This is a genomic window from Streptomyces sp. NPDC003023 (assembly GCF_042888225.1).
Taxonomy (GTDB): Bacteria; Actinomycetota; Actinomycetes; order Streptomycetales; family Streptomycetaceae; genus Streptomyces.
In genome coordinates, this window is sequence record NZ_JBIAPL010000002.1 from 136,788 (window position 1) to 154,029 (window position 17,242).

General features: G+C 67.5%; 17 protein-coding genes, 1 tRNA gene and 3 pseudogenes. 11 read left to right on the forward strand and 10 right to left on the reverse strand.

The window, feature by feature from the left end; translation table 11 throughout:
* The first annotated feature begins 111 nt into the window (after window positions 1-111).
* Both ACFYV1_RS08800 and ACFYV1_RS08805 read left to right on the forward strand, forming a co-directional pair.
* The gene (locus ACFYV1_RS08800; protein ID WP_389394731.1) at window positions 112-1,296 is read left to right on the forward strand and encodes a sensor histidine kinase; all 1,185 of its coding nucleotides are present in this window, start codon (window positions 112-114) and stop codon (window positions 1,294-1,296) included.
* The gene (locus tag ACFYV1_RS08805) at window positions 1,287-1,931 is read left to right on the forward strand and encodes a response regulator (protein ID WP_389394732.1); all 645 of its coding nucleotides are present in this window, start codon (window positions 1,287-1,289) and stop codon (window positions 1,929-1,931) included. The genes ACFYV1_RS08800 and ACFYV1_RS08805 overlap by 10 nt, the downstream gene beginning before the upstream one ends.
* Window positions 1,932-1,969: 38 nt before the next feature.
* Here ACFYV1_RS08805 and ACFYV1_RS08810 read toward each other — a convergent pair whose 3' ends face one another.
* From ACFYV1_RS08810 to ACFYV1_RS08825, 4 genes are all read right to left on the reverse strand, one after another.
* Window positions 1,970-2,191: a zinc ribbon domain-containing protein gene (locus ACFYV1_RS08810; RefSeq protein ID WP_389394733.1), complete on the reverse strand. Its 222-nt coding sequence runs from the start codon at window positions 2,189-2,191 to the stop codon at window positions 1,970-1,972.
* 10 nt (window positions 2,192-2,201) lie between these two features.
* Entirely contained in the window at window positions 2,202-2,927 is a 726-nt protein-coding gene (locus ACFYV1_RS08815; protein WP_389394734.1) for a DUF4383 domain-containing protein, read from the reverse strand.
* Window positions 2,928-3,165: 238 nt separating this feature from the next.
* The gene (locus tag ACFYV1_RS08820; protein WP_389394735.1) at window positions 3,166-4,572 is read right to left on the reverse strand and encodes a hypothetical protein; all 1,407 of its coding nucleotides are present in this window, start codon (window positions 4,570-4,572) and stop codon (window positions 3,166-3,168) included.
* A gap of 82 nt (window positions 4,573-4,654) precedes the next feature.
* Window positions 4,655-5,449, reverse strand: coding sequence for a DUF4097 family beta strand repeat-containing protein (locus tag ACFYV1_RS08825; protein ID WP_389394736.1), 795 nt, complete (start codon window positions 5,447-5,449; stop codon window positions 4,655-4,657).
* A gap of 178 nt (window positions 5,450-5,627) precedes the next feature.
* Between ACFYV1_RS08825 and ACFYV1_RS08830 the strand changes: the two genes are divergently transcribed.
* The 3 genes from ACFYV1_RS08830 to ACFYV1_RS08840 all read left to right on the forward strand — a co-directional run bounded on the left by ACFYV1_RS08830 (window position 5,628) and on the right by ACFYV1_RS08840 (window position 7,726).
* Window positions 5,628-5,702, forward strand: a tRNA-Val gene (locus tag ACFYV1_RS08830).
* Window positions 5,703-5,947: 245 nt separating this feature from the next.
* The gene (locus tag ACFYV1_RS08835; RefSeq protein ID WP_389394737.1) at window positions 5,948-6,637 is read left to right on the forward strand and encodes a hypothetical protein; all 690 of its coding nucleotides are present in this window, start codon (window positions 5,948-5,950) and stop codon (window positions 6,635-6,637) included.
* Between the two features lie 129 nt (window positions 6,638-6,766).
* Window positions 6,767-7,726, forward strand: coding sequence for a reverse transcriptase family protein (locus ACFYV1_RS08840; RefSeq protein WP_389394738.1), 960 nt, complete (start codon window positions 6,767-6,769; stop codon window positions 7,724-7,726).
* 87 nt (window positions 7,727-7,813) lie between these two features.
* Here ACFYV1_RS08840 and ACFYV1_RS08845 read toward each other — a convergent pair.
* From ACFYV1_RS08845 to ACFYV1_RS08860, 4 genes and pseudogenes are all read right to left on the reverse strand, one after another.
* Window positions 7,814-8,146: pseudogene (locus tag ACFYV1_RS08845) on the reverse strand (tyrosine-type recombinase/integrase); the annotation flags it as partial.
* 165 nt (window positions 8,147-8,311) lie between these two features.
* Window positions 8,312-8,989: a hypothetical protein gene (locus ACFYV1_RS08850; protein ID WP_389394739.1), complete on the reverse strand. Its 678-nt coding sequence runs from the start codon at window positions 8,987-8,989 to the stop codon at window positions 8,312-8,314.
* Between the two features lie 62 nt (window positions 8,990-9,051).
* Window positions 9,052-9,212, reverse strand: a pseudogene (locus ACFYV1_RS08855) (IS5/IS1182 family transposase); the annotation flags it as partial.
* 364 nt (window positions 9,213-9,576) lie between these two features.
* Window positions 9,577-9,900 carry a hypothetical protein gene (locus ACFYV1_RS08860; protein ID WP_389394740.1) on the reverse strand — a complete coding sequence of 108 codons (324 nt, stop codon included), beginning with the start codon at window positions 9,898-9,900 and terminating at the stop codon, window positions 9,577-9,579.
* A gap of 329 nt (window positions 9,901-10,229) precedes the next feature.
* Here ACFYV1_RS08860 and ACFYV1_RS08865 point away from each other — a divergent pair, with 329 nt between their 5' ends.
* Window positions 10,230-10,886, forward strand: a complete 657-nt coding sequence (locus ACFYV1_RS08865) for a hypothetical protein (protein WP_389394741.1) — start codon at window positions 10,230-10,232, stop codon at window positions 10,884-10,886.
* Window positions 10,887-11,564: 678 nt separating this feature from the next.
* Complete coding sequence (locus tag ACFYV1_RS08870; RefSeq protein WP_389394742.1) at window positions 11,565-11,771, forward strand: hypothetical protein; 207 nt, start codon at window positions 11,565-11,567, stop codon at window positions 11,769-11,771.
* Window positions 11,772-11,879: 108 nt separating this feature from the next.
* On the opposite strand, the gene ACFYV1_RS08875 is transcribed toward ACFYV1_RS08870, so the two are convergent.
* Complete coding sequence (locus ACFYV1_RS08875) at window positions 11,880-12,680, reverse strand: hypothetical protein (RefSeq protein WP_389394743.1); 801 nt, start codon at window positions 12,678-12,680, stop codon at window positions 11,880-11,882.
* A gap of 223 nt (window positions 12,681-12,903) precedes the next feature.
* Between ACFYV1_RS08875 and ACFYV1_RS08880 the strand changes: the two genes are divergently transcribed.
* From ACFYV1_RS08880 to ACFYV1_RS08890, 3 genes are all read left to right on the forward strand, one after another.
* Window positions 12,904-13,284 (forward strand): hypothetical protein, encoded by a 381-nt coding sequence (locus ACFYV1_RS08880; RefSeq protein ID WP_389394744.1) that lies wholly within the window; start codon window positions 12,904-12,906, stop codon window positions 13,282-13,284.
* A gap of 69 nt (window positions 13,285-13,353) precedes the next feature.
* Window positions 13,354-13,626: a hypothetical protein gene (locus ACFYV1_RS08885; protein ID WP_389394745.1), complete on the forward strand. Its 273-nt coding sequence runs from the start codon at window positions 13,354-13,356 to the stop codon at window positions 13,624-13,626.
* 1,023 nt (window positions 13,627-14,649) lie between these two features.
* Window positions 14,650-15,870, forward strand: coding sequence for a Cmx/CmrA family chloramphenicol efflux MFS transporter (locus ACFYV1_RS08890; RefSeq protein ID WP_389394746.1), 1,221 nt, complete (start codon window positions 14,650-14,652; stop codon window positions 15,868-15,870).
* 82 nt (window positions 15,871-15,952) lie between these two features.
* Here the strand turns inward: ACFYV1_RS08890 and ACFYV1_RS08895 are convergent.
* Window positions 15,953-16,471 (reverse strand): annotated as a pseudogene (locus ACFYV1_RS08895) (hypothetical protein); the annotation flags it as partial.
* Between the two features lie 66 nt (window positions 16,472-16,537).
* On the opposite strand from ACFYV1_RS08895, the gene pyrF reads away from it, so the two are divergent.
* The gene (pyrF, locus tag ACFYV1_RS08900; RefSeq protein ID WP_389394747.1) at window positions 16,538-17,242 is read left to right on the forward strand and encodes an orotidine-5'-phosphate decarboxylase; all 705 of its coding nucleotides are present in this window, start codon (window positions 16,538-16,540) and stop codon (window positions 17,240-17,242) included.

The window sequence follows — 17,242 nt, forward strand, 5'->3', positions numbered from 1 at the left end:
TGCCGTGAACGCTAGGGAACCGCGGCTGAAGGCACCCTGAAGGCGGCCGTACGGCTTCCTGTGGTTTTCCGCAGTGTGCCGGGCACCCCGCGACGGCTAGCGTGACCGATCATGAAGAGGTTGGCGGCTCAGGGAGCCCGGTACGCGGCGGGTCTCGTGCTCGGAACCCTCACCGCGGCGGCGGAGATGATCTTCGCGCTGGCCGGTGGGCTGGCACTGCTGCCCGTGCTCGCATGGCCGCGCGGCAGGCGTGCCGTCCAGCGGCCGCTCAGCCACCTCGCCGCCCGGCTCGCCGACCTCGAGCGTCGCAGACTGGGCCGCTTCCTCGGAGCACATGTCTCCGCCACGTACGCCTCGGCCGCCACCTCCGTGAACTCGTCCACCGTCGCGTCCGGGGCCGGGCGCGCCGCCAGGTACGTCGTCGCCCGCTGGCCGCTGGGACTGCTCGGCGGGCTCGTGCTCTTCTGCGTACTCGTCGGCCTGCTGTACGTCGGATACGCCGTGTTCGGCTGGACCGTCCACGAGATCAGGTACCCGTGGGCGGTCGCCGGGACCGGCCTGCTCGGCCTCTTCCTCATCTTCCTCGCCGGCCAGAGCGTCTTCGGGATCGCCCTGCTCGAAGCCCACTTGGCCCGCCGCATCCTCGGCCCGAGCCACCACGACGAACTGGAACAGCGGATCGCCGAGCTCGCCACCACCCGCGCCGGGATGATGGACGCGGTCGACGGCGAACGCCGCCGGATCGAACGCGACCTCCACGACGGCGTCCAGCAGCGCCTGGTCGCCCTAGGCATGCTCCTCGGCCGCGCCCGCCGCAGCCGAGACCCCGACCGCGCCGGTCAACTCCTGCTCCAGGCCCACGAGGAGAGCCGCCGCGCCCTCGCCGAACTGCGCGAGGTCGCCTGGCGCATCTACCCGACCGTCCTCGACGAGGCGGGACTGCGCGCCGCCCTGGAGACCGTCGCGGAACGGACCCCGCTGCCCGTGCACCTCACCTACGAGGCCGAGGAGGCGCTCGCCTCCCGGCAGGCGGAGACCGTCGCGTACTTCGTCGTCTCCGAGGCCGTGACCAATGTCGTGAAGCACTCGGGCGCCACCCGTGTCGCCGTCACGCTGCGCCGCGAAGGCCCGACGCTCGCACTGCGCGTCGAGGACGACGGGGTGGGCGGCGCGGACCCGGCGGGCGGCGGACTGACCGGCCTGGCGAGCCGGGTTGCCGCACTCGACGGCCGGTTCCGGGTGGACAGCCCGGCCGGCGGACCCACCCGCGTCATCGCGGAGCTGCCGTGCGCCTGATCCTGGCCGAGGACTCGACCCTGCTGCGGGAGGGCCTGGTGCGGCTGCTCGCCGAGGAGGGACACGAGGTGCTCGCCGCCGTCGGCGACGCCGCCGCGCTGCTGGCGGCCGTGGACGCGTCGCCGCCCGACGTCGTCGTCGCCGATGTGCGGATGCCGCCCACCCACACCGACGAAGGGCTCCGCGCCGCCCTCGAGATCCGCCGGAACCGGCCGGAGGTGGGGGTGCTGGTGCTGTCCCAGTACGTCGAGAAGCGGTACGCGACCGAGCTGCTGACGGCCGACGAGGGCGGCGTGGGCTACCTGCTCAAGGACCGTGTGGTGCAGGTCGACGAGTTCCTCGACGCGCTCGAGCGGGTCGGGCGGGGACAGGCCGCGTTCGACCCCGAGGTCGTACGGCGGCTCCTGGCCCGCAGCACCCGTACCGACCCGCTGTCACGATTGACCGCGCGGGAACGGGAGGTGCTCGCGGAGATGGCCGAGGGGCACACCAACGCGGCCATCGCGGCCCGCCTGCACGTCTCGCAGAGCGCCGTCGAGAAACACATCAACGCGATCTTCGACAAGCTGGAGCTGAGCGGGACGGCCGGTTACTCACGGCGGGTCCTGGCGGTGCTGCGTTACCTGGGCTCCTGACGCCGTCGCCGTCCCCACCTCCGCGGCACGGGGGGTGATCAGCCGCAGCAGCCGCCTCCGCAGCAGCCCCCACCACCACCGCCCGACCCACTCGGGGCGGGCGCGGTGGACGTCGTGCCGCCGACGGCGACCGCGGAGAGGAGCTTCACTGTGTCGTCGTGGCCCTCCGGGCAGTTCGCGGGGTCGGAGGACTCGGCCATGGGGCGGTTCACTTCGAAGGTGTCGCCGCAGGTCCGGCAGCGGAATTCGTAACGAGGCATGGGCGTAAGGCTAGCGGCGGGAGCGCGGCTTGCGGGAGAGCAGCCGCCGACGGCCGGCTGCCGGGGCGGACCGGGCCACGGTGGTGGGGGCGGAGCCGGTTGACGGGACTGGGCCGGGGGCCGTGCCGGGGCCGGGGGCGGCCGACCGGGCGGCGAGCGGCTGCCGGGCGGCCAGCGCGGCACGACGGCGGCTCGCGCGCTGCTCGCGCTCCGCCTCCTCCGGGTGGCGGGCCCGCCAGTACGGGTTGTCGTGCGGCAGGGTGGCGCTGACCCGTCCGTACATGCCGAAGAACATCAGCATCACGCCGACCACGAAGCTGAACATCACGTTCTGGATCCGGAACGCCAGGGGGTTGAAGCTGCGGTCGAGCAGGGCGAGGTTCACGAACCCGCTGAGGATGAACAGGATGCCGAGGATCATGTTCAGCGTCGAGGCGAAGTTGCCGCCGATCACCATGCCGACGAAGAGCAGCAGGCCGACGGCGATGGACAGGACGCTGAGCGCGCCGTTGGTGTTCAGGCCGGCGACGGTGTCGCCACGGGTGTCGAAGAAGCCGATCCGGTCGACGAGCCCGAGGACGCCGAACGCGACCAGCACCAGACCCATGAGCCCGGCGCCCACCCGGTAGAAGCGACTGAGGCGATGGTCGACGGGCAGGTGCTCGTCCAGCTTGATGCGGCGCCCGCCGGCCCGGTCCTGAGCGGTTCTCCTCGAGTGCAGTACGTGTGCGGCCATCACCGGCCTCCTTCGTACGTACGCGTACAGCGCGGAATCCCAGGATCCGCCCGGCGGCGGACCGCTACAACCGCGCGGATCCGGCCGCCGGCCCCCGTGCGCTGCGTCCCTGCCCGACGCGCCACCCGCCACATGCCCGTGCGCCGCGTGCCCCGGGCCCTGCCCGTCCCTGCCCCATGCCCCTGCCCCACGCGCCGCCCGACCACGTCCTGGGCCCACCTGCCCTGCCCGGCCGACCTCAGATGTGGCCGGTGCCCCGCTCCTCGCGAATCTGCTCGACCACACGCGCCACGGTCCGCCGCACGCCCTCGGTCTCGGTCAGGAAGTGCCAGTAGTCGGGGTGCCTGCCCTCGAGCCCGGCGAGGGCCCGCTCCAACCTGGCCACCGAGTCGTCCAGCGGGCGGGCGTGGCGCGGGTCCGGGGTGTTGCGCCCGGCCATCGCCAGGCGCTGTGCGTCGCGGATGGCGAACCGGGTCCGCTCGATCTCCTGCTGCGGGTCCTTGGCGACGGCATCCAGGCGCCGGAGCCGGTCACCGGCCGCGGAGACCGCCTCGTCCGTCGCGTTCAGCAGCGCCCGTACCGTGCTGAGCAGGGCCGTGGCGTCCGGCCAGCGCTGCTCGTCGCGCGCCTTGCCGGCCTCCTCGAGCTTCTCCTCGGCCCGGCGGACACTGACGACCGCCTGCTCGGGGACGGGCTGCAGGTCCTGCCAGCAGGCCGCGGTGAACCGTCGCCGCAGCTCACTGAGCACCGGCTCCACCTGCGCGGAGCGGGTGGTGAGCGCCTGGGCACGCGTACGGAGCGACACCAGGCGTTTGTCGATCTCGGCGGCGCGCTCGGGGAGCCGCTCCGCCTCCACGCGGACGGCCTCGGCGTCGCGCAGCACACGGTCGGCCCGCTGAAGCGTCTCCGGCACACCGTGCCGGCCGGCGCCTTCGTTGAGCCTGGTCAGCTCCGGGGCCAGCGCGGCGAGCCGGGCGGCGAGATCGTCCGCTCTCAGACCGGAGCCGCGGACCGAATCGAGAGCATTGCTCGCGGAGATGAGCGCCTGCCGCGCCCGCTCCACTGCCGGAGCCAGCCGCGCCAGCTGCGTCTCCGCCTTGTCCAGCAGCGGCCCGAGCCCCTGCTCGAACCGGTCGAGCTCCCCCTTGACCCGGACCAGCTCGTCCCTCGCCCGAGTCAGCTGCGTACGCGCCTGCGCGGCAACCGACGACTCCAGGTCGTCCCGGTCCAGATCATGCGCGTCGACGGCGGTGATGTAGGCGTGACTCACCTCGTCGATCCGCCGCCCCAGAGCGGCGAAGTCGTCCACGGCACGGCGCGCCCCCGGCGAACTGTCCACCGCCGTGATCGTCTCGATCGAGATCCGCAGATCCCGCTGCGCCGTGTCCAGCTCGTAGAACGCGGCCGCGGCGGCGTCCTTCGCGGCCTGCGCGTCGGCACGCTGGCTCTCGCCCCGCCCGCCGAACCAGCGCCGCGTCCCTCCGCTCCCGGCGAACGCGGCGGGCAACAACGCCGCGAACAGGACCGGTACCGGCACGAGCATCAGCGTCACGACGTCCCTGAGGTCGGCGCGCACACCCCTGCGGACACCCCTGACGGCGATCGCTCGTACCTTGTGGTGCGGCCGTGCGTCTCTCGCCGTCACATCCCTCTCCCGTGCTGTGTTCGCCCTGCCCGGTCCCGGTCCGGTCAATTCTCCCACCAGGAAGGACGAACACACGGGTCGGTTAGTTCGCGGCGCGCACGACGACTTTGCCGTTGTCGCTGCGAGCCTTGACCACGTGCCCGCTGCCGGCGTCGGTCGGCACGGCGACATCCACGCGCCCGTTGTCGCTCTTCGCGTCCACCGCGTACGGCGCCCCCGCAGCCGGCAGCCGGATCTCGATCCGCCCGTTGTCACTCGCGGTCTCGACCCGGTCGGGAACCCCGGCCAGCTCGAGCCGCACCGACCCGTTGTCCGACCTGGCCACGACCTTCTTCCCGGTCACCCGCTCCGCGACGACGCTGCCGTTCCCACTGTCCAGCTCGAGTGCCCCGCTGGAGTCCGTGACCCGCACACTCCCGTTGTCAGACCGCAGCTTCAGCGCAGTGTCGAACCCACTCGCGGTCACGCTCCCGTTGTCGTCGTCCACGGTCACGGAGGTGCCCCGCGGCACCTTGACGGTGTGCTGCGCCACGCAGTTGCTGGCGATGGCATCGCATTTCACCTTGAGCGTGAGCTTGCCGTCCTCCATCTTCCACGTGGCCTCTGGCCCGCTCCCGAAGAGGACCCACCCGTCGACCTGCCGGGTCACCTCCACCTCGTCGACATCGGCCGGCACGAGCTCGATGTCCGAGTTGTCGGAGTCGATGGTCAGCGTCTTCCCGCTGAGCGCGAACGACTTCTTCTCCAGGGGCGCCTCACTCGCATCCGCACTCCCGCACCCGGAGAGCCCGACTCCGAGCAGCACGACCCCGCAGACGGCGAGCCCGCCCCGCACGGCCCCGCGGTGATGACGACTGAGTCCGGTACGGCTTGTCATGACGATCGTTCCCCCAGGTAGCTCTCCGTGATGTCCCTTCACACTACGAGCGCCCCCCGCCCCACTCGATGCGGCCGCCCACCGTCTTCCTGGTGGGGCTACCCCCAGTACGTCCGGGACCCGACGGAGCGGTTTGGAGCTGCACTGCGTACGCCATGTAGGCTGTTCCCTCGTCCACGGGTGCGTAGCTCAGGGGTAGAGCGCTGCTCTTACAAAGCAGATGTCGGCGGTTCGAAACCGTCCGCGCCCACCAGTACGAAGGCCCCCGCAGCTCATCGCTGCGGGGGCCTTTGACGATAGAGGCTGACGGCAGTGCCGCCTTCGACACGAGAACGGCCCAACACCAGTTCTCTTCAACGCACCACCCAGGTTAGACGCGGGGGGTAGCGTGACAGCGCGAAGTGCCTTCGTAGGGCCAGCCTGTCTCATGCGACGACGCGGACGGACTGACGGCGTTGCGGCAGGCCTCACGAAAGGCTATTTACGGTGAAGCTATTTATGGACGAGTCAGGAAACGGAAATGCCTCTCAGTCGCTGATCGTTGGTGCAGTTGAGCTAAGCGAAGATGCGGATGATGTAGAGAACAGAATTCGAGACCTGCATAAAAGCCTATCCGCGAAGAGTAGTTTGTTCGGTTTGGGTAGCTTCGAGAATTTTCGCGAGAACGGCTTTCACAGTTCGACCGATCCGCGAGAGGTGTCCGGTCGCTTTCTAGAGCTGATGGGCAACATTTTTTTTCGGTCGTATATGGTTACAACCGATCGGACGCGCTTTCCCGGAAGGACGGAACCTGAACTAATTGAGCTTATGTATGTAAAATTGTTGAGTGATCTATCGATCAAGCATCGCCATGAAACGGAATTGCTTTGCTATGTAGAGCAGAGCGAGGGCATGCAGTCGATTATTCGGCGACTCCCTGATGGCGTGCTTAAGCAATCCCGTAAAGCGATCGGAAAAGTGACGTCGCTGCCGGATCTGAATATTACGATGGTCGCCAAACAGGATTACATGTCGACGGCCATCATCGACTACGTCATGGCGGCCGTAAGTAGGTGGCTCAAAGCGGGCTGCACCACCAGTCCGTCAGAATATTCCTATAGGTCATTTCGTGAGATTGAGGCATCCATCTCGATGCTCTATTCGCTTGAGCGTGGTCGGATCTCTAGTCGAAAGGACCCCCTTCATTGACGTGTGATACCCTCACGTACGAGGTAGGGCCGCGGTCAACTTTGTGCGCGAGTTCGCGTGCGTTGGATGATAGCCCTTGCATCGGGAGTGAGGCCCTACCTCGTTGCGCCCCATCGTAGGGGGGGGGTAATGTCATACTCGGTTGATGACCTGGCGGAGCAAGCCGGCGTATCGGTTGAAACTCTGGAATTTCTATCTTCGAGTCTGCCTGCAGGCGCAGGGCGCCTCTATGTTCAGCGGATACACCGCAAGAGGCACGGCGGAGTCCGAGAAATTTTCAAGCCGAAGATGGCTTTCCAGTTCGCCAATAAGAACTTGCATCGGAGCTTTATAGGGCTGCTCTCTTACGAGGCTCCTGATCATGTTCATGGATTTGTTCGTGGGCGTTCTACCGTCAGTAATGCTAGGCAGCACCTGGCAAAAGCATGCGTGTTGCGCATGGACCTTGAGGATTTTTTTCCGTCAATCAGAGCCGAAACCGTAAAGGGCTCGTTGATGGAGCAGGGTTACGAAGAGAAGGCCGCGGACATAGCTGTCAATCTTGTCACTATCGGCGGCAAGTTGCCAATTGGGCTTAGTACATCGCCGTTCCTATCTAACCTGGCCTTCCTGGACACGGACCGCTCCCTTGCTGAATACGCACAGTCGGAGGGTCTATCGTTTACGCGTTATGTGGATGATCTCGCATTCTCTGGCGATGTCACTGACCGGCACGCAGTGGATATCGCTCGCATTCTCGACGATGCTGGTTGGTCGGTGAATACGCGCAAGACCGCTTTCATGCGCCGCGGTGGCCCGCAATATGTTACTGGGCTATACGTCGGAGAATCAGGCGGTCCGCGAATTCCGCGCAGGGTGAAGCGGAAGATGCGATGGATCTTGCACGTGATATCGAAGTTCGGTTACGACGCTTATATGGCGGAGTTTGGCGGCTCTGACGAGGGGATGACTCGTCGTCGTTTGTTGGGTTGGGCATGTTATATCGCTGCAGTCGAGCCGGAAGTGGGTTATCCACTGGTGAGACAATTCGATGCACTGGTACCGGATGAGGAGGAAGAAGACCTGGATTACCTAGAGATCATCACGTAGCCGGTGACGAGGTTTCGGCGTTGCTCGACTCCACCAGTCGAGGGGAGTCGCCGTTCCCTCCTCGGAAGGTCGGCGACTCCGCTCCTCTCACTTCGTGCGCTTCAGGAGGCGGTCCATGTGGCCCATTGCCTCCCGCCGATGCTCGCCAGAGACATGGGTGTAGATGTTCATGGTGACGGCGATCTGTGAGTGCCCCAGGATCTCCATCACGACCCGCGCCGGCACGCCTGCGGCGAACAAGAGCGTCGCGCACCCGTGCCGGGCGTCGTGCAGCCGGATCCGGGGGAGCGCGGCCACCTCCGTAATGCGCTGGAATGAGGGGCTCAGGTTCATCGGCTCGACCGCGCGGCCTGTACGGGTCGTGAAGACGTAGTCACTGCCGAGCCAGTCCGCCCCCGCCGCGTCCCGCTGCGGCCTCCAGTACGTCAACCGTCTAACGGAGGCAAACTAGCGAAAGTGGGAGTCGGGTTCACCATCGTTACCGAACGGGCATCGATAGGTATCTGTTAATTAATCGACCTGGCGCCCCGCGCCGCGCCTACGGTGGCTTCGCGAATCAGTATTAATTATCACCCTTGGAGTCGATCAATTTTGGAGCCAATCGATGTACGAATCAGGCAGCAAGAACGCGATCAGGAAGCTTATCCAAAGCGCGGTGAGTGACATGATAAGTATCCCGTAACTAAATGCCTTTGGTGCGCCAATATCTCGGATTATCGCGCCGATTTCACCTGGTAGCACAAGCGCCTTGCGAAGGCTGCCGTTGAGTAGTGACCCTGTTGCCGAGAGCTCTTCAACGGGACCGTCGAAAAGAAGGGTGTACGACACCACTTGTCCCTTCGGAATGTGCGTTGGGGCAAGTGTCGCCCGCCCTGCCATGTCAAGCTCCAGGATTGGGGTCGCTGCTGTGCCACGCACTGTGGTGGAACCCAGAATGCTCACGACCGGCCGGCCGAAGCTGAATTCGAGAGCCGCGCCGTTCGGGAACATGTCGTCTTCGATGTCGCGCCTCCCCTGATTGGCCAGGTCGAAGACGACGACGTGGGGTGTAGCAAGAGCGACGCCGCCATGAAGCACAGCGAGGTTTAGGTGCCCTGGCAACAGGTCAACGGTCGAGCGGACATCGTACGTCAACCTGATCTTCGGGCTTGCCGCCCTCAACGTTGCCCAGGCCGTAAGGCAGGCAGCGCCCACCGCCACCACCACAGCTAGCGCCGACCAAAATATCGCGTTGGAGTACCAAGCCCCCGCCACCATCACCATGTACGGCATTCAATCGGTGCGGGCACGCGAGAGTCCACTCCACGACTGCTGCTGCAGTCATCTCATTTGGCGAGTCGGCGATAGCTGATGAGGGTGCAGGCGATGCTGGTGAAGGCGAGGAAGTGCTCGGCTTGCGCTCGTAGCGTCGGTGGAGGCGGCGGCAGCTGGCGGGCCAGGCCATGGTGCGCTCGATGGTTCAGCGGTGGCGCCCGAGCCGTTGCGAGCAAGGACGGAGTCATGGCAAGACCCTCCCGTTACGCTTGAGCTGCGCCGTCGTGCGGTGCGCATAGTCGCTGAAGTGCGCAACGACTACCCGAACGAGACGGCCGCCCTTCAGGCCCTTCTCACCGTGGGGCGCGTCGAACTCAGTCCGCTCCGCGACTGGTGGGCGTCGTGCGGTACAGCAGCGCTGTACCGCAACCCCAGCAACCGCCCCCGTCAGGTAGCGTCCCTTTGGGGCAGTGAAGCGGCCGGTATGATCGACGCTCACCGATCCCGCTGGAGCTACGGATCTACTCGGCCCACTCAAGCCATCGTTGTTGTGAACCAGCCCCAGCCCTGGTGCTGCTCGAAGAACGCCTTGCGCCCTACGACCCCAGCACGGCATCCACTACCGCGCCGAGACCAACCAGCCCGAACACGGTCAAGCCAGCGATCCAGACCCGATGGGATCGGAGCTTGACCAGACCCTTGGACGGTAAGCCGGCCACCTGGCAGCGCTCTGAAGCGGAGGCGTGGACCTCGGGTAGCCCCCTTGCCTTCTCGAATCGCTCCAGCCAGATGCTGTCAGCCAGCTCGTGATGACGATGCTTCACCAAGAGCTGCACGGACATGAAGGAGACCACCATGGAGAGCAGCCCGGAGCTAGCCTGCGCCAGTTGCCCTGTACCGGGATTGAGAGCAATGGTCATGAGGAACGCCTGAGCGGCTAGCCCCAGCCCGGGCGCTTGCCACATCATCGAATCGAATCCGCCCCGGCGGGCAGCAACGACCTGGTACAGGACAAGATCTTGCTCAGCGCTACTTGAGGTCGGAGGAGTTGGCATGAACGCAATGCAAGCAGGCAAGCAGCAGCCCTGCGGGCATTTCAATAAAAACGATGCCAGAGCGGGCGCAGTGACAGGTCATGCTGATGAGCACTGAGTGCCCGACTGCGTGACAACCGCGATAGACAGCGCCGAACGCCGGCGAAACCTTCACGAACCATGCCCGCAGGCCACAGAGGGCTCAGCCCCTGGCCATGCCACTCTCGAAGTTGCTTCGGGACGAAGAGGTCATGCGCGACCACGGTATGTCCGTTCGGCGTAGGGGTGTTGTCGGCGCTCAGTCCTTCGCTCCTCTTATGCGAAGAGGAGCGATCACGCGAGAGTCCGTGCTCAAGGTCCTGGTGGAGCGCGATGAGTTGGGGCGTGAGGCCTTCCTGAAGAAGTACGGCTTCGGGGAGGCACGGTCCTACGTCGTGGTGCACGAAGGGCGAGAGTACGACTCCAAGGCGGCCGTCGCCGGGGTGGCGCAGAGGTCGACTGTCAGTGCCCGGTGGGAGGGTGCTGCCATGCAGGACGCACTCTTCGACTTGCCGGAGACACCTCCGGAGCACGCCGTGATCGCTCGCTTCCAGCTGGGCGGCGACGGCCTTGGTGAATCTGACCAGTGGTCACAGGTGTTCGAGGCCGAGCAGTCGATGGGCGCCGCGGTCGCCGCCGCTGGTGTTGGCGAGGTTGACGGCAACGAGTTCGGTGGGGGCGAGGTTGTGATCTTCGCCTATGGGCCTGATGCAGATGCCTTGTACCGGGTGATGGAGCCGGGCTTGTGTGCGCTTCCGTTTCGGCCGGCGCACGTCGTGCTGCGCTATGGGGAGCCTGATGACGACGTTGTGAGCGTGCGGGTTGATCTCTGAGCACGCGTGCCAGATACGTGCCAGATCGAGCGGTCAGCCACGGTCATTTGCGGAACGCCAGGGCGTCTGCAGTGCTGACCTTTCCGGGAGCCACTCGCCCGTAGGCGCTCTTGCCGTCCGCCAGCGACCTCACCAGCCGCTCCAGCTCAGTCCTTGTATCCACGAAGCTCATGCTTACAGAAGCGCGGCTCTGTCGGTGGCCGTGCCCGATCAAGCTCCCACGCTCAGCGCGGCCTCGGTCTTGACGCCCTTAATCCGCCCTGACCACCTGGGTCCTTGATCACAGGCCCGAGTGAGTGCGACAAGGTGATATCGGCCGTGTCGGCCCATCTGCCTTAGCTGAGCGGCCGGTCCGTCGTACCAGCATCTTGCGTGCCTGGCAGCGGCAACGGTTCGGCAGGCTCCCGTTGATGCACTGCGCGATGAAGCTGCCCAAGACGTTCCTTCGTAAGCCGTGGACGGGTTCGCCCGTAGGATCTCTGAGGACACGGACGCGTTCGCGTTCTGACGATTACGCCTGACAGAAGGTTCCGAGTCCGCTCGTTGACCGTTCGAGCGGCAGGCTCCCATGACGTCGAGGTTCCCTGCTTCACCTGCTCCGGCTCGGCCGCCGGCCGAGCCGGACCACGGAACTCGGGGCCAAAACCGCTCACGGCACCCTCGCTGTAGCGTGAGGCCATGGATGAACCCAAGATCAAGGTGTACGGCTCGGATACCGAAATCACCGTTGCCGCCAACGCGGCCGGGTTGCGCGAACTGGCCGAGCGGCTCCTCGGTCTTGCCGATCCGGAAGTTCGGGACGGACACCATGAGCATCTCGACGGCGGCATCAATCTCGAAGACGGCTCGATCAGTTTGATCCTGGCGCGGGACGAACAGTTGTAGGCAGCGATCAGGCCAGGGGGAGTCCGGCGCCCCGGCAACAGAGCCTGAATCCCTGCCATCGGGGGCCCGACTCCGGGACTGCCGGACCCGTCCTACCGGACTCGAGTGTCAGTGGCAGTCGAAGCGCCAGTCCCACGGGAGGCCGGGGCACTCGCGGCAATGGAAGAAGTAGACGCCGCCGCAGTCGCCCAACTGTATGTCGCCGGTGATGGTCAGCAGGTGCTCCATGCGCTGTCCGCATACGCAGTTCGGCCAGTCGGCAGGCTGCGTCCAGGCAGGCCAGCCGCCGACCTTCGTCCCGATGAGGTTGCAGTCGGGTGGCCACTGGGCGCCGCCCGCCGGCAACCGGAGACGAGGTTCCCAGGCGTCCCGCATCTCCGCGGGCAGATCATGCCGACTCGGATAGTCCTCCGCGGCCGTCGGGGACAACGTTGACGGTTCCGGCATGTTGTCCTCGTCGTACTCCCCGTCGCTCACCCCGGGGATCTCGGACAACAGGCCGCCGGCCACGACCTCCGACTCGTTGCGCCAGTACAGCCGCGGCATCACCGGCCCGGGATCCTGCTCGTGTATGAGCGCGCACCACGTCAGCTGCAGCAGGTCTTTCCCCTCCGGGAACTCCAACCCCGGTACGTCCCGGGCGAACAGCTGGAGGATCGGCACCATCGGCACCGCGCCAGGGACGATCTCGCTGCCTGGGGCGGACCCGTACGTCCAGTGGTCCTCCTGCGCGCAGTACGGCCACGGTTCGTCCGCGGGCCACAGCAACTCGCCCCCGAGTGAGCTCTCCCGCACATCAGGTTCGCCCGGTCCGGGGTTGAGGAGGATGGTTTCACGGACGAGGCCCGCGTACTCCGGTATCAGGGTGAGCAGATCCTTCGCGGCCGGCTCGGGTGTCTCTCCGGGCATCGTGGCTCCTCAAGGCGTACGAACATCGACGGAACGCTGCAGGCACGCTATTACGTGCCACCGACAACGCTTCCCGCGACCCCGACGGGCTTGCGGAGCTGATGCCGACGGTTCGAAAACCGGTCCGCGTCCCACCAGCGTCGGGCTGTCCGGTCCGTCGCCCCGGTGGGCTTGCACGGGCGCGGAGTCGTCCCCCGCAGTCTCAAGGGGGTTGAATGCCCAGGTGGTCAACCGGACGCAGATGTACGACTGTCAGGGGGACGTCGATCGTGTCCCGGAGCTTCTGGCCCGGGTCGAGCGCGCGGACGACGCGGAGACGTGGGACGAGCTGGGCCACCGGCTTGTCCTCGAGGACGACTTGGTGTTCCCCGCCAGTTTTGCCGCACTGCCGCGTCTGGTGCGTCTCGCGTCACGGAGCGCGCGGGCGCGTGACCTGGCCGGGGCGATTGTGCGACGCGCGGCAGGGGGCCACGGCTGCGACGACCTGCCGGCAGGCTGTGCCGATGCCGTCGCGGAACTCCGTGACCTGCTGGACCGGTACCTGCGGACGCGGCCGGACGACTACCTGGCGACGTTCCGTTACTTGCTCGCGGTCGCGGAGTAGTATCACTGGAGTGCGGTCCTCGGGGACTTCTCCGACGACTTCTACCAGGTCGACTGTCCTCAGTGCGCCGTGGAGGTCACGATCGCCATCGGCGGTCACGGGCGCTACTCGGCGATTCGGGACTGGCACCTGGGCGACGTGGACCGGCGCGACCTGAGGCCGGCGTCCCCCGAGGCGATCTCCGGCGTCGGCCGCTGGATGCATGAGACTGCCGTCCGCGATGGGGAAGTCCTGCTCGCCGACGGGATCGCCCATCTCTTCGGCCGAGCGGAATGCCCGCGCTGTGCCGCGGCCTTCGGCATCGCGGACGAGTACGCGTCCTCCAACCGTCCCCTCATGTGAGCGACGGCGTTGCCGCGGGTGGCGGTGGTTGCGGCGCGAGCTCTCGGCAGGCGGCGTCGTTCGGGCCGTGAGGAGCGGCAGCCCTGACCGCGGGCGGTCGACCGGCCGTGGACTGATGAGGTGCGCCCGAGCAGGTCCCGATCGTCCCCGGGCGACTCGCCATCCGTGATCAGCGCCGGCGATCGGCCGCGCCCTGCCGTCGGCCGCGTACGGGACACCGCCCCCTGTGCAGCCACAGTGTCGCCCCGCCCCCGGACCCGGACTGTTTGTCGACGGCTTGGTAGTCCTCTCCACGAAGGATGGGCAGGTCGCAGCGGGCGCAGATCATGCAGTGATCATTCTCGTACGGGTTGCCCGACGCTCGCGTAACGCGCCGGGAGGGCGCTCGGATCGCTCGGAAGGATCGGTGTACGGGGCGGACTGAGCCCCCGGGGCAGAGGGGGGCCGCGTTCGCTGTCGGCGTGCTGCCGGTCGGCGCCATGACGGGGACGACCGTGACGACAGACTGAAGGACGCGTACAACGTGTGGGCGGCGGACGGTTGTTCTCGGGAGAGGCGGGGCTGCGTGAGGCCGGCCGTGGTTGACACGCCGTCCCATCGGGGCCCGTCGCGGGGGGATATGCCGTGGACGGCGCGCGGCTGATGTCACTACGGTGGGCTCATGGCAGGCCCTGAGGCGTCAAGACGCTAGCCACCGTCTCCCGGTGGCTGTTCGTCGTGTCGCGTTGCTGAGGCGCCGTCTCTGCTGAGGCCGCGTGTTCCTTCCGCGTACCCCGCCACCGGAGTGCCGTCTTACGGACCGGTTCCTCCTGGGCTCCGCGTCGCTGTCATCGCCCCGTGGTGAAGTCCGCGATGCCGCACCGGGATTGCCGTCCTTCACGCGGTGTTCCCGCATGCGCCCGCCGGCCGGCCCGTCCCGCCATTCCGCCTTTCCACGTGCTGTGCGGAACGTCCGGTCCCGGTGCGCCTCGGCCCGCCGCGGTCTCTCGTCATTCCATTGCGATGCGGTTGTGGAGTCCTGTCGTGCCAATTGCTGTCTACATGCTCGGACTGGCGGTCTTCGCCCAGGGGACGTCCGAGTTCATGCTGTCCGGTCTGGTGCCGGGGATCGCTGCCGATCTCCAGGTGTCCGTTCCCGCCGCCGGGGCGCTGACCTCGGCGTTCGCCGTGGGGATGATCGTCGGCGCACCGCTGATGACCGTGCTCAGCCTCCGGTGGCCGAGGCGACGGGTGCTGCTCGTCTTCCTGATCGCCTTCGCACTGGCCCACGTCGTGGGCGCGCTGACGACGAGCTTCGGTGTGCTGCTGGTCACCCGGGTCGTCGGGGCGCTGGCCAATGCCGGGTTCCTGGCCGTGGGCCTGGCGACGGCGGCCGATCTGGTAGCGCCCGAGGCCAAGGGGCGGGCGACGTCCGTCCTGCTCGGCGGGGTCACCGTTGCCTGCGTGGTGGGAGTTCCCGCCGGCGCGGTGCTGGGGCAACTGTGGGGCTGGCGCTCGGCTTTCTGGGGAGTCGCGCTCGTCTGCATACCGGTCGTCTTCGCGATCGTCCGGTCGGTACCGGGGGGCGCGCCGCGGCCCGGACAGGCGGTGGCGGTACCGGGGGACGCGTCGCGGCCCGGTGTCCGCCGTGAACTAGGTGCTCTGCGCGACCCCCGGCTGCTGGTGACGCTGCTCCTGGGCGCCTTGGTGAACGCGGCGACGTTCTGCACCTTCACCTATCTCGCTCCGCTGGTCACCGACGTCGCCGGATTCGGGACGGGTTGGGTCCCGGTCATGCTGGCACTCTTCGGGACCGGGGCCTTCGTCGGTGTGACCGTGGGAGGGCGCATGGCCGACACGCGGCCGAAGCGGATCCTGTTGTCGGGTGGCGCCGCACTCCTCGTCGGATGGGTGATCTTCGCGGCCGCCGCGGGCAGTACGACGGCGACGTTCCTGTTCGTGTTCGTCCAGGGGGCGCTGTCGTTCGCCGTCGGATCGACACTGATCGCCCGGGTGCTGTACGCGGCGGCGAAAGCCCCTTTCCTCGGTGGGGCGTTCGCGACCTCGGCCTTCAACGTGGGTGCGGCGGTCGGGCCGTTCGCGGGCGGTGCCGCCATCGCCGCCGGCCTCGGCTACCGCTCCCCGTTGTGGGTCAGTGCGTTGCTGGTGGCACTGGCGTGCGTGACGGCGGGAGTGGCCGGATCGGTACGGCGGATCAGGAGGAGCGGCAGCGGCGAGAAGGCGGTCGTGAACCGGCACGGGTAGCAGTCGCCGCGGGGCGGGCCGCGGTGGAGTCCTCGACGCGCCGATCGTCGCTGCGCGGGCCTTCTGCCGCGGCAGAGGTCCCGCGCAGCCAGTCGTCGAGCACGGCGAAGTCCGTCTCTGTGAGGCCGACCGCGGAGTCGACGCGGTGGAGGAGTGCCTGACCTCGATGGTGCGTCGCCACCCACGCCCGGTCCGCTTCGGTGATCTCGTCGTCGACCCATGCGAACGGCCGTCCGGCCGCCGCTTCGACGAGGGCGCGGGTTTTCCAGTGCAGCCCCCTCGCCTCGTACTCCTCGAGCGTGTCCGGCGGGTCCTGAATGCCCGGCAGGGCGGTCACCGGCAGTTCGGGCAGGCCGAGCAGCGGCGACACCACCTCGTTGGCGTCCTCCATCCACGCGGTCGCCCACATCAGCGCACAGGGCAGCGCCAGCAGACGCGGCCCGTGCGCGCGGTCGAGCTTGGCCAGTTGCGGATTCGACATGTTCTGCCAGGCGTCCCCCTTCAGGGCCGCCGGGGGCCGTCCGCCTCCTCCGCCTCCGAAGGGCAGGAGCGTTCCGTCGATGTCCAGGAACAGAACGGGAAATCCCGTACGAACGGTCATGACCGCACGGTACCGGCTTCCGCCCGGGGTATGACAGGGCTGCCGGTCGCGTGAGGTAATGCGGTCGTGGAGCGGACCGAACGTGTCATCGTGGCGCTGGATTTCGACAACCGGCGGGCGGCCGAGGAAGTGGTCGCCCGGCTCGGTGACGACTGCGGCTTCTACAAGATCGGTCTCGAGCTGCTCACCGCCGCCGGACCCGGCCTGGTCGAGAAGCTCGTCGCCGAGGGCAAGGACGTGTTTCTGGACCTGAAGCTCTTCGAGATCCCGAACTCGGTCGCCGGAGCGGTCCGTGCCGCCGGCGCGCTTGGGGCGTCCATGGTGACCGTGCACAGCATGGGCGGTACGGGCATCATGGCGGCCGCCGTCGAAGCGGCCCGGGACTTTCCCCGGTTGCGGGTGCTCGCGCTGACCGTGGTCACCAGCATGACCGGATCCGATCTCGCCGACATCGGCGTCGCGGCGGACCCCCGGGCGCAGGTGCTGCGGCTGGCCGGTCTCGCCCGGCTGGCCGGCTGCCACGGTGTGATCGCGTCGCCGCAGGAGGCCGCGTCACTGCGGAGCCTGCTGGGCCCGGACGGCCTGATCGTCACACCGGGGGTCTCGCTCCCGGGGGAGTCACCGGCCGGGCACGCCAGACCGGGCACTGCGCAGGCCGCGGTCGCCGCCGGAGCCTCGTACGTCGTCGTCGGCAGGACGGTCACCAGAGCGCCGGACCCGGTGGCCGCGATGCGGCTCGTCAGCGCGGGAATCGGGCCGGGCGTAGCCTGA

Coding starts and splice junctions, on each gene's coding strand:
- ACFYV1_RS08800 (WP_389394731.1), top strand. CDS start 112: ATGAAGAGGTTGGCGGCTCAGGGAGCCCGGTACGCGGCGGGTCTCGTG.
- ACFYV1_RS08810 (WP_389394733.1), bottom strand. CDS start 2,191: ATGCCTCGTTACGAATTCCGCTGCCGGACCTGCGGCGACACCTTCGAA.
- ACFYV1_RS08815 (WP_389394734.1), bottom strand. CDS start 2,927: ATGGCCGCACACGTACTGCACTCGAGGAGAACCGCTCAGGACCGGGCC.
- ACFYV1_RS08825 (WP_389394736.1), bottom strand. CDS start 5,449: ATGACAAGCCGTACCGGACTCAGTCGTCATCACCGCGGGGCCGTGCGG.
- ACFYV1_RS08835 (WP_389394737.1), top strand. CDS start 5,948: ATGGACGAGTCAGGAAACGGAAATGCCTCTCAGTCGCTGATCGTTGGT.
- ACFYV1_RS08840 (WP_389394738.1), top strand. CDS start 6,767: ATGTCATACTCGGTTGATGACCTGGCGGAGCAAGCCGGCGTATCGGTT.
- ACFYV1_RS08850 (WP_389394739.1), bottom strand. CDS start 8,989: ATGGTGATGGTGGCGGGGGCTTGGTACTCCAACGCGATATTTTGGTCG.
- ACFYV1_RS08860 (WP_389394740.1), bottom strand. CDS start 9,900: ATGACCATTGCTCTCAATCCCGGTACAGGGCAACTGGCGCAGGCTAGC.
- ACFYV1_RS08865 (WP_389394741.1), top strand. CDS start 10,230: ATGCCACTCTCGAAGTTGCTTCGGGACGAAGAGGTCATGCGCGACCAC.
- ACFYV1_RS08870 (WP_389394742.1), top strand. CDS start 11,565: ATGGATGAACCCAAGATCAAGGTGTACGGCTCGGATACCGAAATCACC.
- ACFYV1_RS08875 (WP_389394743.1), bottom strand. CDS start 12,680: ATGCCCGGAGAGACACCCGAGCCGGCCGCGAAGGATCTGCTCACCCTG.